At 33.9% G+C, this 15,928-nt stretch carries 16 protein-coding genes and 1 tRNA gene; 15 read left to right on the forward strand and 2 right to left on the reverse strand.

What is annotated here, in order from left to right; genetic code table 11:
* Positions 1-61 precede the first annotated feature (61 nt).
* Positions 62-499 (reverse strand): retropepsin-like aspartic protease, encoded by a 438-nt coding sequence (locus ABTV69_RS06055; protein ID WP_433834744.1) that lies wholly within the window; start codon positions 497-499, stop codon positions 62-64.
* Between the two features lie 276 nt (positions 500-775).
* On the opposite strand from ABTV69_RS06055, the gene ABTV69_RS06060 reads away from it, so the two are divergent.
* The 6 genes from ABTV69_RS06060 to ABTV69_RS06085 all read left to right on the forward strand — a co-directional run bounded on the left by ABTV69_RS06060 (position 776) and on the right by ABTV69_RS06085 (position 6,843).
* Complete coding sequence (locus ABTV69_RS06060; protein ID WP_433834745.1) at positions 776-1,747, forward strand: tetratricopeptide repeat protein; 972 nt, start codon at positions 776-778, stop codon at positions 1,745-1,747.
* 132 nt (positions 1,748-1,879) lie between these two features.
* A complete protein-coding gene (locus tag ABTV69_RS06065) occupies positions 1,880-3,148 on the forward strand; it encodes a S41 family peptidase (protein WP_433834746.1) in 1,269 nt (422 codons plus the stop codon).
* On the forward strand, positions 3,136-3,531 hold the full coding sequence (locus ABTV69_RS06070; protein WP_433834747.1) for a S41 family peptidase: 396 nt from the start codon (positions 3,136-3,138) through the stop codon (positions 3,529-3,531). The genes ABTV69_RS06065 and ABTV69_RS06070 overlap by 13 nt, the downstream gene beginning before the upstream one ends.
* 314 nt (positions 3,532-3,845) lie before the next feature.
* On the forward strand, positions 3,846-4,625 hold the full coding sequence (locus tag ABTV69_RS06075; protein WP_433834748.1) for a TatD family hydrolase: 780 nt from the start codon (positions 3,846-3,848) through the stop codon (positions 4,623-4,625).
* Positions 4,626-4,688: 63 nt separating this feature from the next.
* Complete coding sequence (locus ABTV69_RS06080) at positions 4,689-5,825, forward strand: 1-acyl-sn-glycerol-3-phosphate acyltransferase (RefSeq protein ID WP_433834749.1); 1,137 nt, start codon at positions 4,689-4,691, stop codon at positions 5,823-5,825.
* Entirely contained in the window at positions 5,815-6,843 is a 1,029-nt protein-coding gene (locus tag ABTV69_RS06085; RefSeq protein WP_433834750.1) for an asparaginase, read from the forward strand. The genes ABTV69_RS06080 and ABTV69_RS06085 overlap by 11 nt, the downstream gene beginning before the upstream one ends.
* A 279-nt stretch (positions 6,844-7,122) precedes the next feature.
* Here ABTV69_RS06085 and ABTV69_RS06090 read toward each other — a convergent pair whose 3' ends face one another.
* Positions 7,123-8,370: an MFS transporter gene (locus ABTV69_RS06090; protein WP_433834751.1), complete on the reverse strand. Its 1,248-nt coding sequence runs from the start codon at positions 8,368-8,370 to the stop codon at positions 7,123-7,125.
* Between the two features lie 90 nt (positions 8,371-8,460).
* On the opposite strand from ABTV69_RS06090, the gene ABTV69_RS06095 reads away from it, so the two are divergent.
* The 9 genes from ABTV69_RS06095 (at position 8,461) to ABTV69_RS06135 (ending at position 15,917) form a co-directional block, all read left to right on the forward strand.
* Positions 8,461-9,330: a LysR substrate-binding domain-containing protein gene (locus ABTV69_RS06095; protein ID WP_433834752.1), complete on the forward strand. Its 870-nt coding sequence runs from the start codon at positions 8,461-8,463 to the stop codon at positions 9,328-9,330.
* 61 nt (positions 9,331-9,391) lie between these two features.
* A tRNA-Ser gene (locus tag ABTV69_RS06100) sits at positions 9,392-9,478 on the forward strand.
* Between the two features lie 310 nt (positions 9,479-9,788).
* A complete protein-coding gene (locus ABTV69_RS06105; RefSeq protein WP_433834753.1) occupies positions 9,789-10,151 on the forward strand; it encodes an S-adenosylmethionine decarboxylase family protein in 363 nt (120 codons plus the stop codon).
* Between the two features lie 3 nt (positions 10,152-10,154).
* Positions 10,155-11,387 (forward strand): DUF4178 domain-containing protein, encoded by a 1,233-nt coding sequence (locus ABTV69_RS06110; RefSeq protein ID WP_433834754.1) that lies wholly within the window; start codon positions 10,155-10,157, stop codon positions 11,385-11,387.
* 6 nt (positions 11,388-11,393) lie between these two features.
* A complete protein-coding gene (locus ABTV69_RS06115) occupies positions 11,394-11,576 on the forward strand; it encodes a hypothetical protein (RefSeq protein WP_433834755.1) in 183 nt (60 codons plus the stop codon).
* A gap of 12 nt (positions 11,577-11,588) precedes the next feature.
* Positions 11,589-11,804, forward strand: coding sequence for a DUF350 domain-containing protein (locus ABTV69_RS06120; protein ID WP_433834756.1), 216 nt, complete (start codon positions 11,589-11,591; stop codon positions 11,802-11,804).
* Positions 11,797-13,317: a polyamine aminopropyltransferase gene (locus ABTV69_RS06125; RefSeq protein WP_433834757.1), complete on the forward strand. Its 1,521-nt coding sequence runs from the start codon at positions 11,797-11,799 to the stop codon at positions 13,315-13,317. Before ABTV69_RS06120 ends, ABTV69_RS06125 begins: the two co-directional genes overlap by 8 nt.
* Positions 13,318-13,405: 88 nt before the next feature.
* Positions 13,406-14,920 carry an NAD(P)-binding protein gene (locus ABTV69_RS06130; protein WP_433834758.1) on the forward strand — a complete coding sequence of 505 codons (1,515 nt, stop codon included), beginning with the start codon at positions 13,406-13,408 and terminating at the stop codon, positions 14,918-14,920.
* Positions 14,898-15,917, forward strand: a complete 1,020-nt coding sequence (locus ABTV69_RS06135) for a hypothetical protein (RefSeq protein ID WP_433834759.1) — start codon at positions 14,898-14,900, stop codon at positions 15,915-15,917. Before ABTV69_RS06130 ends, ABTV69_RS06135 begins: the two co-directional genes overlap by 23 nt.
* Positions 15,918-15,928: the final 11 nt, after the last annotated feature.

The following is a 15,928-nucleotide window of genomic DNA, read 5'->3' on the forward strand; positions in this document are numbered from 1 at the left end:
TTACTGAAGACTTTTTTATTATTTGGAATTTGGAATTTGGAATTTGGAATTTGGAATTTCCCTATTTAAGGTACAAATAATGGTTAAAATAATCAATAATTGCTTTTCCTTCCAATAAAACATCAGCGCCGATAATGCCATGAACTGGTTTTGCTTTAAAAGATTCTAATGCTTCATTTACATGTGACAAGTCAAAAATCACGATGCTAAAACCTTTGCTTTTCCAGCTTCCTAACTGTAATTTATTTTGAGAAGAAATTTGCGTTGTCATTCCTGTTCCGCCAGCGCCAGAAGCTTTTGTTTTAGAATTTTTTGCGGATAATTCAAAACGTTCAATAGATTCAAAACCTACACAAGTATTAGATGCGCCAGTATCTAAAATGAAATTTCCAGAAACGCCGTTAATTTTGGCTTTAATCTGTAGATGCTGTGTTTTGGTTATTTTAAACTTTATTTTTTTGTACTTCTCTATTTTGAGAATTTCGTGAAGATTTTCCATTTCTGTACTGATTGAAAATCAAAAATAAGCCAATTACAACCAAAAAACTAATGATAAAAGAGATATAATTTTAACTGCTTTTCAAGTGGTTGGACTCTATGTGATATCTTAAAAACATTGCACAAGCAAAATGTTTTTTTGTATTTAAAATGAGTACATCTCATTTTATTTAATTTTTAAAAGTTTTTAATATATATGATTGATTTTAATATTGTTACCGCTTGTTTTTTAAAATTTTAAGATTCTTTTTTTTAAATTAGCTATAAAATGTTTTTTATGGATCTAAATACAATTCATCCTGATCAAAAATATATCGATGGACTCGTGGCAAACGATTCGGTAATTATTGAGATGATACTTAAAAAATTTGCACCCAAAGTAGTGCAGTTTATAACCAATAATTCTGGAGATAAAGATCAGGCGCAAAATGTGGTTCAGGAAATCCTGGTTTTGCTTTACAATCAAGCCAAGGCAGGTAAGCTTCAATTAACTTGTCCGTTTGATGCTTGTTTTTTCTTATTATGCAAAAGGAGATGGCTAAAAGAATTAAAAAGCTCAAATGGTGAAGAAGTGACAATTTATGAGAATGTGGTATCTGTGAATGAATCGGCTCACGAATTGATTGCTCAAGCAGAAAAATTTGAAGAAGAACAAAAACGTTTTGAACAAGAGGATAAATTGGAAGTAGTAGAGGAGAGAGTCGCTTTTGAAGAGAACCTAACTAAGATTTCAGATAAATATTTCAATAAAAAGAAACATAAAACGGCATCGCTTAAACCTTGGTATTTTGCAGTTGCATTATCTATCATTATTATGTTTGGCTTGTTTTTCTTCGATTATAAACATTATCCTAATTTTGAAGATTACAATCATCCAGAAAGTGCTTATTTTACAGAAAGAGGTGTTTCAGAAGCAATTTTGAAGCAAGCGGAGAATAATTTCAACGGAAAGAGATATGAAACTGCGATTCCGATTTTTGAAATGATTTTGAAAGAAAACAATTCAGATGAAATAAAATACTTCTATGCAGTTTCCTTATTACAAGTAAGCAAATACGTAAAAGCAGAAAATATTTTTAAAGAATTAGAAGCTGGAAATTCTGTTTATAAAGAAAAAGCAAAATGGAATCTCGCATTGTCTAAACTAAAACAAGGAAAATATAACGAATGTAAGGCCATTTTAGAGACCATTTCACAGGATTATAAAGATTACGATGATGTAGAACATTTAAGAGAAGAATTGGAATAAAATTACAATTATTAAGAAAAATTTTATCGCTTTACGGAAAACCTCAATCGAATTTGGAATTTTAGTTCTAAATTCGATTTTCTTTTTAAAAGAATAGGCCCAAAAACAAAATAACCAACCGCTCAACCCAAAATGAAAAAAGTTACGCTTTTATGTATGCTCGTTTTTTGTCAAGTGATTTTTAGTTTCAATAAAATTACTGAGACTGAAAAATTGGCTGCGACTTGCAAAGTTTGGGGTTTCTTGAAGTATTATCATCCAGCTGTTGCCAGCGGTGAATTGAATTGGGATAATCAGCTTTTGGAAAAATTGCCTTTAATAGAAAAAGCACAAACCAAAGAAGAGTTCTCTTTAATCTTAGAAAATTGGATTGACGACCTTGGTCCAGTGAAAGAAGTTGCTCCAATTATTATCCCAAAAGATGTAGAGTTTTTTGATAAAAACTTCGATTTAAGCTGGTTCAACAATAAATTGTTTTCTAAAAAACTTTCTAAGAAACTAAAATTTATTGAAGAAAATAGATTTCAAAGTGAGGAAGAATTCGGGATGGGTTTTGATGCTTTAAAGAAAACAAAAAACTACTTTGATCTTGATTACACAAATAAAGGTTCCAGAATGGTTATGCTATTTGCTTACTGGAATTTAATCGAATATTATTTTCCGTACAAATATGTAATGGACCAAAAATGGGATATTACTTTAGAGCAAGCCTTGCCTATGGCTCTAGAAAATAAAGATGAAGACAGTTTTTATCTTACAATGAGAAAATTGGCAGCAAGATTAAATGACAGTCATGCTCGATTTGCAGTATACGGATCGTATGCTAAAACGGGAGTTAGCAGTTACTCTTATTTTCCTGCTAGAGGTAAAATAATTGATAATAAAATAGTTATCACAGAAATTTTAGGAGATAGTCTTGCTCAGGCAGATAATATTAAAATTGGAACAGTTATTACAAAAATAGGTGGTAAAACTATTAAAGAACTTGTAGAAGAAAAAAGAAATCTTATTTCTGCGTCGAATGAAGCGGCATATTTAGATAGGGTTGCATTCAGTATTTTGATAAGTGAATTTGATAAGGTGAATGTAGAGTTTTTGAAAGACGGAAAATACGAAACAAAAGCAATGACATGGTTTGATTACCATGATTCTCACAGAAATGAATTTAAAAAAGGAGCAATAAAAAAGAAAGAAAAATTTAAACTTCTTGACAATAATATCGGTTATGTTGATATGGGAGAAATTAAACCTAAAAATGTTCCCGATATGATTGAAGCTTTAAAAGCTACAAAAGCGATTGTTTTTGATATGAGAAATTATCCAAATGATACGTGGAAAGAGATTTCAGATTTTTTAAATTTAAAGAAAAAAGATTTTGTGCATACACAATGCCCTATATAAACTATCCAGGAAGATACCAATGGACAGAAGGAAGAAATGCTGGTTTTGAAAACAAAGATCATTATAAAGGAAAGGTGATTGTATTATTGGACGAAAATTCAATGAGCCAGTCAGAATGGACGGCGATGTGTTTTAAAACAGCTGATAATACTACAATAATTGGAAGTCAGACAGCTGGTACAGATGGAAATGCAATGGATATCGATTTTAAAGGATTTCATACTAGATACACAGGTCTTGGCGTTTATTATCCGGACCGAAGAGAAACCCAACGTGTAGGAATTGTACCCGATATTGAAATAAAACCAACAATTTTGGGCATTCAGCAAGGCAAAGACGAAGTTTTGGAACGGGCTTTGCTATATATAGAAAATGGAAAATAAAACTTCTTTGTGGTACTGAATAACGAGGGGTCGCACTAGCTGATCGAGAGAAAAAATGGGGGTTTTCTTTTTCGAAGCTTCTTGTGAGGCCCTTCGTTCTTCAGAATGACAAAAATTAGGTGATTATTATTCTGGCCTTTGTTAAAGTTAAATCTTTGACAAAGGTTTTTCTTTTTTAGGACATTCGTAAAAAGAAAAAATCTGTTTAAATCTGTGTTTTCACGAAGTGAATCCGTATCATCCGCGTACCAATCGCACCCGAATTGCTATTCTTTTAATATTGTCGTATTTTTGGCATTTTTAAAATTATAGTTTTGAATTCAACACCCATTATTACCGATACCCACACCCATTTGTATTCTGAAGAATTTGATCAGGATCGTGATGCCATGATTCAGCGCGCTATCGATGCCGGAATTATACGCTTTTTTATTCCTGCAATCGACGCTGCCGCGACACAATCTATGTACGATTTAGAGAAAAATTATCCAGAAAATATCTTTTTGATGATGGGCTTGCATCCCACTTACGTGAAAGATAATTATCTAGACGAATTGGCGCATGTGGAAGCAGAGTTGTCGAAAAGAAAATTCTACGCAGTTGGCGAAATCGGGATCGATTTGTATTGGGATAAAACACATTTGAAAGAGCAGCAAATCGCCTTTAAAAGACAAATTCAGTTGGCAAAACAATACAAATTACCCATTGTAATTCATTGCAGAGAAGCATTTGATGAAATCTTTGAAGTGCTAGAAGAAGAAAAATCTGAAGATTTATTTGGGATTTTTCATTGTTTTTCCGGAACTTTAGAACAAGCAGAGCGTGCTATTTCTTACAAAATGAAATTAGGAATTGGCGGAGTAGTGACTTTTAAGAACGGAAAAATCGATCAGTTTTTAAATAAAATAGATTTAAAGCACATCGTTTTAGAGACAGATTCTCCCTATTTAGCACCTATTCCATATAGAGGAAAAAGAAATGAAAGTAGTTATTTAGTCAACGTTATTGCTAAATTAAGCGATGTATATGGTATTTCTGCAGAAGAAATTGCAGCGATTACGACCCAGAATTCAAAGGACGTTTTTGGGATTTAACCCTAGCCTTACAAAACTTTAATTTTTTTTTTGTTCTTTTGCCCACTTAAACCCAAATAAATAATGCAGAGATTTGATGCCATTCGACCGTTTTATGATTCCGAAATAAATGAAGCACTTCATGGTGTTGTCAATCATCCGATGATGAAAACCATGATGAACTTTACTTTTCCGGATGTAGAAGATGAGGTTTGGAAGGAACAATTAAAGAAAACACATTCTATTCGTGATTTTCAATGCAACTTTATTTACAATACAATTCAGAAAGTTTTAGAAAAAAGCTCTGAAGGTTTAACGACATCAGGTTTTGAAAAGCTAGAACCCAATACTTCTTATTTGTTTGTTTCTAATCATAGAGATATTCTTTTAGATACAACTCTATTGAACGTTTGTTTATTTGAACATGGTTTGGTAATGACTGCTTCAGCAATTGGAGATAATTTAGTGAAGAAAGCGTTCTTAGCCACTTTAGCAAAATTAAATAGAAACTTTTTGGTTTTGAGAGGATTAACACCTCGTGAAATGTTGCAAAGTTCAAAATTATTGTCTGAATACATGGGACAATTATTGCTTCGCGAAAATCGTTCGGTTTGGATTGCACAAAGGGAAGGAAGAACAAAAGACGGAAACGACGAAACGAATCCAGGCGTTTTAAAAATGATTGGAATGGGTTCTGACGAAGAAAACTTAATGGATTATTTTAAGAAATTAAAAATTGTTCCGGTTTCTATTTCTTATGAATATGATCCAACGGATGTTCTGAAAATGCCGCAATTAATGGCAGAAGCAAATAACGAAGTTTACGTAAAAGATAAAAACGAAGATTTTATGACCATTATAAGTGGTATCATGGGATCTAAAAAAAGAATACATATTTCTGTTGGCGATGTTTTAGATACAGAAATCGATCAGATTGTGGCTGAAAATGATAATGCAAACAAGCAAGTTCAAGCTTTGGCACAAACTATTGATGATGTTATTTTGAAAAACTACCAATTATGGCCAACAAACTTTATTGCTTACGATATTTTAAACGAAACAGACAAATTCGCCCACAAGTATAAAGAGAGCGAAAAACAGCTTTTTGAGCGTCGTTTAGAAATGAGAATCGGAAGCGATAATCCTGTGACAAGACAAGGATTTTTAGCCATGTATGCCAATCCTGTTGTCAACAAATTAAAATACCAAGATGTCATCTAAAGCAAAAATATTATTGATTTATACCGGAGGAACCATCGGTATGAGCAAAGATTTTGAAACTGGAGCGCTGAAAGCCTTCAATTTTGGTAAATTAATTCAGAAAATTCCAGAAATTAAGCAATTGGATTGCGAAATCGAATCGATTTCTTTCGAACATCCAATAGATTCTTCGAATATGAATCCTCAAATGTGGACTAAAATTGCCACAATGATTGAGGAAAACTACGCTTCTTTCGATGGATTTGTAGTGCTTCACGGATCAGATACGATGTCATATTCAGCATCAGCATTGAGCTTTATGCTGGAGAATTTGGCAAAACCAGTTGTATTTACAGGTTCGCAATTGCCAATTGGAGATTTGCGTACCGATGCCAAAGAAAACCTGATTACAGCTATCCAGATTGCGTCGCTTCAAGAAAACGGAAAACCGGTAATCACTGAAGTTTGCTTGTATTTTGAATACAAATTATACCGCGGAAACCGGACATCTAAAGTAAATGCAGAACATTTTAGAGCTTTTACAGCGCCAAATTATCCTGAATTAGTTGAATCTGGTGTGCATTTAAAATTAAATCGACATTTATTTCTTCCAATAAATAAAGATGCCAAATTGATCGTCCATAAAAATTTAGACAATCACGTAGCAATTATCAAAATGTTCCCTGGAATGAGCGAAATTGTTCTAGCTTCAATCCTTGCTACTCAAGGTTTACGCGGAATTGTTCTAGAAACGTACGGCTCAGGAAACGCACCAACAGAAGATTGGTTTTTGAATTTAATCGAAAAGGCCATCAAATCTGGAATTCACATTGTAAACGTAACCCAATGTTCAGGAGGAAGCGTGAATATGGGACAATACGAAACGAGTACAGCACTAAAATCGTTGGGAGTTATTTCTGGAAAAGACATTACAACAGAAGCAGCCATTACCAAATTGATGTATTTGCTTGGACACAATATTCCTCAAAACGAGTTTAAAGATATTTTTGAAACTGCTCTTCGCGGGGAGATTTCGTAAAGTTTAAATTACAATATTTTAAATCCAAATTCCAAACTTTGTCTAAAGCAAAATTGGAATTTGGATTTTTTCTTTTTTAATTAACGTTCAGTTTGTCATTTCGACGAAGGAGAAATCTCCACAAGTAACTCCGCTCCAATAAATCAATTCTTTGTCGAGCTTCTCGCGGAGATTTCTCCTTTGTCGAAATGACAATATTGGGGAAAATAGGAATGGAAACGAACTTTGATAAAGTTGAACGAATAATTGTTCTTTTCCGGAAAATTGGAATTTGGAATTTTAATTTTTGGAACTTGTATAAGTTACCGGACAAGTTTCCAATTCTTCAATTTCAATTGCTTTATGTTTTTTGTAATACAGATAAACGACTACTGAAATAAGACAGATAACTCCTTGAATAGCAACGGTAGCTCTCACACCTAAAAAGTGAGAAACATAACCGATAATTAAACTTCCGACAGGAATCATTCCTTGATACGCCATCATATAGTAGCTAATGCTTCTTGAGCGCATATTAACAGCACTATGCGTCTGAATGTAGATGTTGATTGAAGAGGTTTGTCCCATCATTCCGATTCCGCTCAAAGTCATACAGATTAGAGCGATTGTAATATTGCTTGAAACGGCTAGAATAATCACGCTGAAACCTAAAAGTAAACTTGCCGCGATCATCAATTTGCTCATGTTTTCCGCAGATTTTAGATTGGCCAAATAAATCGCAGACAGAACGGAACCAATTCCAGCTGCACTTTCAAACCAGCTGAAAGTCTGCGCATTTCCGTTAAAAATGTCTTTTGCAAAAACAGGCATTAATGTATTGAAAGAAATTACAAACAAACTGCTACAAGTTAGCATTAAAAGCATTCTCGCCATTTCGGTTTCTTTTTTTACATAATCCAAGCCTTCCATTAGATCATCCATCATATTCAATTTGTTTTCGGCTTTAATGTGCGGAGTGATCTTCATCATCATCAATGAAATCAATACCGGAACATAACTCACAAAGTTTCCAATAAAACAGATGTCTTCTCCATATTGGTGCAAAATAATACCTGCAAGCGCTGGACCAGCAATACGTGCAAAGTTGTTCAAAGTGGAGTTGAGCGCTACGGCATTTGGAAGATCTTCTTTGTTGTCGACAATATCGATCATCATGGTTTGGCGGCACGTCATATCAAAAGCATTAATAATTCCCTGAATAAGACTTAATGCCAATATAAAGTTGATGTTGTATATTTTAAGGTAAATAAGCAAAGCCAGAGCTCCTGCCTGCAACATTGCCAAAGATTGCAATACCATCATGGCGCGGTGTCTATCGTAACGGCCAATGATACTTCCTGCCAAAGGTGCCAGAAACAGCGACGGAATCATACTTAAGAAAGTCGCCAAACCCAGTAAAAAAACAGATCCTGTAATGCTGTAAACCATCCAGCTAACGGCTGTTTTTTGCATCCAAGTTCCGATAACAGATACGGATTGACCGTAGAAAAATAATTTGAAATTTTTTGATTTTAAGGCTTTAAACATGACTCTAAATATTTAATACAAAGGTCGGGATTATGATAGCATTAGAAAAATTAATAATTTTACTGATAATAAGTAGTAAAACTTATCAATATGGAGATTTATCAACTGCAATACTTTATTAAAACAGCTGAGGTTTTGCATTTTACAAAAGCGGCAGAATTGTGTTTTGTGACGCAATCGGGACTTTCGCAGCAAATTAAAAAACTCGAAGAAGAGCTCGGTTTGCCTTTGTTTAAGCGGATCGGAAAGAAAGTGCAATTGACAGAAGCAGGTTCTGTTTTCTTAATTCATGCCAAAAAAGTAGTCGAAAATGTAGAAAACGGAAAACAGGCGATTGAAGATTTAAACGAAATGATTGGCGGAGAGTTGCGCATTGGCGTAACGTATATTTTTGGTTTATTGATTCTGCCAGTAGTAAATGCATTTGCCAAAAGGTACCAAAATCTCAAAATTATTGTCGAATACGGAACGACAGAGGTTTTAGAACAAAAATTGATAGATAATGAATTAGATTTAGTATTTGTTATTTCGTCACACGAAATCGAAATGCCGATTCAGAAAGTGCCTTTGTTTACTTCAAATATGGTTATGGTGGTTTCTAAAAATCATGCTTTGGCAAATCTGGATAAAATTGCTTTCAAGAAAATAGAGGAGATTCCGCTGATATTGCCTGGAAAAGGTTCCAATTCGCGAGAATATGTCGAAGAATTGTTTAAGAAGTTTAATATGAAACCTAAAATTTCAATCGAACTTCAATCGATTCATGCGCTACTCCAAATGGTAGAAAACAGCGATTGGGCCACAATTGTTGCCGAAATGGCGCTAAAAGATTGGGGTAGTTTAAGAGCTATCCAAATTACAGGAGTTTCAACAAAAAGAGAATCGTATATGCTGACAATGGGAGGCTACCAGAAAAAAGCCGTAAAACTGTTTATGGAAGAATTTAAAAAAAGCATATAAAAGGAACTTCAATTTTACTTTTGTAAAGTCAGTTTTTTTTGTGTTATTTGCAGACCAAAATAGAAAGGTGTCCGAGTGGTTTAAGGAGCTAGCCTGGAAAGCTAGTATATGGGTAACTGTATCGAGGGTTCGAATCCCTTCCTTTCTGCAAGATAAAAGTCCGACGTTTCATTAAAAATGGAATTTTGGACTTTTTTTGTTTAGAAAAAAGGAAAAATTCAACCTTAGTCCCAGTAGCAGTAGCTCCTTATTGTAATCTCGATGACTATCGGGACTACAAAAGATATAACGCAAAACAGGATTAAACTTGTACTGAAAACCCAAATTCCTGCTCCTTAAAAAACATTAAAAAACAATAAATATATAGTCGTGAAAAGTTGTCTTCAAAATACGGTTTTCCACATTATTTTGTTCTAGAAATATTATATATTTGGCTCCTGCGTAATATAAATAACTTGATGGATTTACCTCCTTATTCGCCAGGATTGCATAAACTGGTTACTTTACATGTCGGCCAAACTTCTAAGCTTACCAATAGCAAAGGGTTTGTTGCGGTTACCAATTCTATTTTAGAAAAATATGAATTGGAGAAGGTTGGGGCAGTTGTTCATGATTTTGAAAATGATAGTTTTACGATTTCGTACTGCTTGAAAGAATCGCATATTTGCATACACACTTGGCCAGAATACAATCAGCTTACTTTGGATGTTTATTTGTGCAATTATCTTCAGGATAATTCGGCAAAAGTGCGTGCTGTAATGGCAGATTATGTGGCTTATTTTGAAGCAGAAATTATTAAAGATTTTGAAATTAACCGATAAGATATGAAGATTCCTTGTTATAGCTGTGGCGCAACAACCGAATTGGAGGTTGGTTTTGAAGTTTTAAATTTTTCTTGTCCTAAATGTTTCAGCGTTTATGGCGCTGACAATGAAGGGAAGTTTAGAAGAAAATCGCAGTATAAAAATCATTTTTATGATTGCCCGCTCGAAGTTGGCGCTGTTGGTTTCTTGAAAGGAAGCGAATATACGGTTACGGGTATTTTGAGGAAAAATGTGCATCCGCATTATACTTGGACGGAGTTTATTTTGCACAATAAAGAAGAGGGATTTCTTTATTTATCGCTTTCAAACGGGCATTGGATGATGCTGACGGAAATGGAAGAAGTTTTTGATGTGAAACATCATCCGAAAGTTTTAGTTCATGAAAATCAATATTATAACATATTTGAATATTCTGATGCTGAAATCATAAACGCAAAAGGTTTTTTTGATTTTGTGTTGCCAAACAATAAATTGATTCATTTGGTCGAATATATTAAGCCTCCATATATTGTTTCTGTCGAAACAATGTACGGCGAGCAGACGGCTTTTTATGGCGAATATGTCGATAAGAATGAAATAAAGAAGGCGTTTCCAGAGATTATTCTGCCGATTCAATCGGGTGTAAGCATGATTCAGCCTTTTCGATTTGATATTGCCAATACGGCGCTTATTTTTTGCTTTTTTGCTCTTCTCATTATTACTGCGAATTGGTACATTTATAAAGATCAGGTGGAGCAGAATGTATTTGAAAAGACAATTAGATTTAGCGAATTTGATAATAGGGAAATTACCAGCGAGTCATTTGTTCTTAATGGCGCTTCGGCTCCTGCGACTATTAAAGTTTCGACTGGTGTAGACAATTCATGGGCCAATGTAAATGTGGCATTAATCAATGAAAATACGAGCGATGAAATTTATGCCAATAAAGACATAGAATATTATCACGGTTATTCTGATGGCGAATCTTGGACAGAAGGAAGCCAGTCTGAAAAATTCAATATTTGCGGGGTAAGCGCAGGAAAATATCATCTTTTGATTACGCCTATGAAAGCGCCAGAAGATCTAAATAATGGCGAAATGCAGGTAAGTGTAACTTGGAATGAACCTTCGAACCAAAATGCTTGGATGATTATAATCTTAATGATTATTGTTTTTGGCGTAATTTATTTTCTGAAACATTTATTTGAAAAGAAACGCTGGATAGACAGTTCTTATTCTCCTTATTCTGAATAATTTATTATGAAAAAAATATCCGATTTTATAACTAATAACTGGACTGCATTTGCAATAGGATTCCTGTGTTTCGGAGCTTATCTTTATTTTACCATTGCAGGAAACCGGGTTTGCGATTGCGAAAAAACAGAAAATTATAAACCAACAGGAAGCAGCCGTTCATCATACAATCATTTTTACCACAAATAAAAAACTATCACTATGGAATTATTTCACGCTCAACCAGTAGTAAATTCGATTATCTATTCTTTTTTAGGAATTGTTATCCTATTAATCGGTTATTATATAATTGAAAAACTGACTCCAGAAAATACTTGGAAAGAAGTTGTAGAAAAAAATAATGTTGCTGTTGCGATTGTTTTGGCAGCGTTTATCATTGGAATTTCAATGATTATTAGTGCCGCAATTCATGGGTAAAAAGTTTCTTAGATTTGAATTTCTTTTACTTTTTGCCGTATTCATAATTGCCACTTGCGGACTTATTTATGAGTTGGTCGCAGGAACTTTGGCGAGTTATTTATTGGGCGATTCGGTAAAACAATTTTCATTTATTATTGGCGTATACCTGTTTTCGATGGGTATAGGCTCGTTTTTTTCAAAGTTTTTTCATAAAAATCTACTCAACACTTTTGTAGAAATCGAAATCTTGGTCGGATTAATCGGAGGATTGAGTTCAGTGGTTTTATTTCTATTGTTCGAAAATGTTGGGTCGTTTCAGTTCATTTTATATTTATTTGTTTTTGTAACTGGGTTTTTAGTCGGATTGGAGATTCCGCTTTTAATGAATATTTTAAAAGATCGAGTAGAGTTTAAAGATCTTGTTTCGAATGTTTTTACGTTTGATTATATCGGGGCTTTGTTGGCTTCGATTCTATTTCCGTTAGTTCTGGTGCCAAAATTAGGAATCATGGGAACTTCTCTTTTCTTCGGAATGATCAATGTCAGTATTGCGATTGTTTTGTGTTTTTTGCTGAAGAGAGAATTAAAGAACGTTTATTTCTTGAAAGCAAAAGCTATTTTTTCTTTTGTACTATTATTAGCCGTTTTTATTTTTTCGAATGATATTCTCGCTTATTCAGAAGGGAAATTGTACGGAGAAAATATCATTTATACCAATTCTACACCCTATCAGCGTATCGTTTTAACGCATAATAAGAGCGATTACAGACTTTATTTAAATAACAACCTGCAATTTAGTTCGGCAGACGAATATCGTTATCACGAAGCTTTGGTGCATCCCGCTATGTCGATGGCAAAAAGCGTAAAAAATGTTTTGGTTTTAGGAGGAGGTGATGGTTTGGCCGTTCGTGAAATATTGAAATACAAAGACGTTGAAAAAGTAACCTTAGTCGATTTGGACGAAGGAATGACGAAGTTGTTCAAAACGAATACAGTTTTAACCAATTTTAATAAAAACTCTCTCAACAATCCAAAAGTTACGGTAATCAATACCGATGCTTATATTTGGGCAAAAAGCTGTAAAGAGCAATTTGATGTTGCTATAATCGATTTTCCAGATCCGTCCAATTATAGTTTAGGGAAATTGTATTCTCTGAATTTTTATCAGACCATAAAAAACATTTTAAAACCAGATGCTGCGGTAGTCATTCAAACAACTTCGCCTTATTTTGCGCCGAAATCTTTTTGGTGCATTAACAAAACCGTAATGCAGGCTTTTCCGCAGGTCGATGCGTATCATGCTTACGTTCCGTCGTTTGGAGAATGGGGTTATACGATTGCCATAAACGGTTTTGGAACCACTTTTAATGCCGTTAACCGAAAAGCTGACAAATTGAAATTCTATAATTATCAATTTGACCGTTTCAATTATTTTACAAACGATATGATTTCCAACGAAATTGAAATCAATCGTTTAGACAACCAGATTTTAGTACGTTATTTTGATGAAGAGTGGGGAAAACTGCAATAAATCGAGAAGAAATTTCATAAAAGGCGTTGGCGCTTCCTTGCTTCTCATTCCGTTTCTGCAGTTTTGTTCCGATAAAATTGCGGTACTGATGATTCGTTTATCGGGAACCAAACATTTGCTTGGTCATCGTTTATGGATTAAAGATTTTCCGAAACCTACGAAACAGATCGAAATTCCGTATCTGATTGTTGGCGGTGGCATTTCGGGTTTGAGTGCAGCGCGACAATTTCAGAAAAAAGGAATTTCAGATTTTTTAATGCTGGAATTAGAAAATCATCTGGGAGGAAATTCTTCAAACGGCGAAAACAAATATTCTAAATATCCTTTAGGCGCGCATTATTTGCCTTTGCCTAATTTTCAGGATAAAGAATTGCTTAATTTTTTAGAAGAAGAAAAAATAATCTTGGGTTATAACGAAAAAGGGTTTCCAATCTTTGACGAATTGCAATTGACTTTTGCGCCAGACGAACGTTTGTTTTACAAGAACAATTGGCAAGAAGGCGTTGTGCCAAAGGAAGGAAATTTGATTTCGGATGATTTGGAGTTCGAGAAATTCTTCAAACAGATGGATGTTTTTAGGGCAGGAAAAGGAGAGGATCAAAAGTATTTATTTGATATTCCGATTTACCTTTCTTCAAAAGATGAAAAGACAAGAAGTTTAGATAAAATTACAATGAAACAATGGTTTAAAGACAATCATTTTACGTCTGAACCTTTGTTCAATTATATCGATTACTGCTGTAAAGATGATTTCGGTTTGGGAATTGAATACGTTTCGGCTTGGGCTGGAATTCATTATTTTGCAGGAAGAAAACAAGACAGTACGCCCGAAAAACACGACAGCGTTTTAACTTGGCCGGAAGGGAATGCGCGTCTTGCCACTCATTTGAAAAAATATACTACAGATAAATCGCTGAAGAATCATTTGGTTTATGACGTGAAAATTGAGAACCAAAAAGTTGTGGCAAAAGCATTTGATGATACAACAAAAACGTCTGTAGAAATTATTGCAGATAAAGTAATAATGGCTTCTCCGCAATTTGTAAATCAGTATTTGATTGAAGATCGAAAAGCATTTACCAAAGCTTTTCATTATACACCTTGGCTTTTGGCGACTCTAGTCGTAAACGATTTAACGGATAATTTTAGTTTTCCACTTTCGTGGGATAATGTAATTTATGATGCCAAAGGTTTGGGTTATGTTTACGATCAGCATCAGACTGTAAATCAAATTCAGGATAAAAAGGTGATTACGTATTATTATAGTTTTTCGTCTGGAGATTTGAAGAAAGCCAGAAAAGAACTTTATAAAAAAGACAAAGAATATTGGAAACAATTTGTTTTGAATGATTTAAAAATCGCTCATCCAGATATTGAAGAATATACAGAAGACATTGAAGTTTTTCTTTTAGGTCACGGAATGATTTCGCCCGCACCAGGATTTATTTTTGGCGAAGCCAAGAAACAAGCCAAACAAAACATTCAAAAAAAGATTTATTTCGCACATACAGATTTGTCTGGAATTTCGATTTTTGAAGAAGCTTTTCATCAGGGAATTAATGTTGTAAATGAGATTTTAGATGGAACAACCGTGGATTCATAAAGCCAAAACCGATTTAGCTTTTATTATCGGACCATCCTTTTTTGTGTTGGCGATTATCTTTGTTTTTCAAGATTACATCACTACAATTGAAGAGAATTATTCTTTTTATACTTGGCTTTTCTTGATTGTTTTTATAGATGTAGCGCACGTCTACGCAACTTTGTTCAAAACCTATTTTGTAGCCGATGAATTTCAGAAACAAAAGCGAAGATTGATTCTTTTGCCTCTTTTTTGTTTTGTTACGGGAATTGTACTTTTTTCTTTCGGAAGTTTAGTTTTCTGGTCGTTTCTAGCGTATGTTGCCGTTTTTCATTTCATCAGACAGCAATACGGCTTTATGAGATTGTATGCCAGAAAAGAAACTAAAACTAAAGTTTCGGTTTGGGTCGATAATTTGGCTATTTACGCTTCAACGGGATATCCAATGTTATATTGGTTTTTTTCGTCTAAGCGAAAGTTCAATTGGTTCGTGGAAAATGAATTTTTTAGATTCGAAAATCAATTGATTTTGCAAATTCTGTTTTGGATTTATGTTGGAGTTTTGATTTTATATGTTGTTTATACTGCAGTAAAATCTATCCAAAATCAGTTTTTTAATATTCCGAAGAACAGCATTATTCTCGGAACGGCGCTTTCGTGGTATTTCGGCATCGTTTATTTTAACGATGATTTGATTTTTACTTTATTGAATGTTGTTTCGCATGGAATTCCGTACATGGCGTTGGTTTATTTTAAAGAAATTGATGCGAAATCAGTTTCTGAATTAGGAAATTTATCTGTTTTAAAACAATACAAAGGATTTTTAATTTACATCGGAGTCCTTTTAATAATTGCTTTTTCGGAAGAATTTCTGTGGGAGCTTTTTGTTTGGAATGAAAATATCAGCGTAACGAGTTTTGATTTTTCGAGCTGGCAGATTTTATTGGTTCCATTGCTAACGGTTCCCCAGTTTACGCATTATTTATTGGATGGTTTTATTTGGAAATCGAAGAAGTAAGGTTTGGTTTT

The organism is Flavobacterium anhuiense (genome assembly GCF_050990855.1).
GTDB classification, from domain to species: domain Bacteria; phylum Bacteroidota; class Bacteroidia; order Flavobacteriales; family Flavobacteriaceae; genus Flavobacterium; species Flavobacterium anhuiense_C.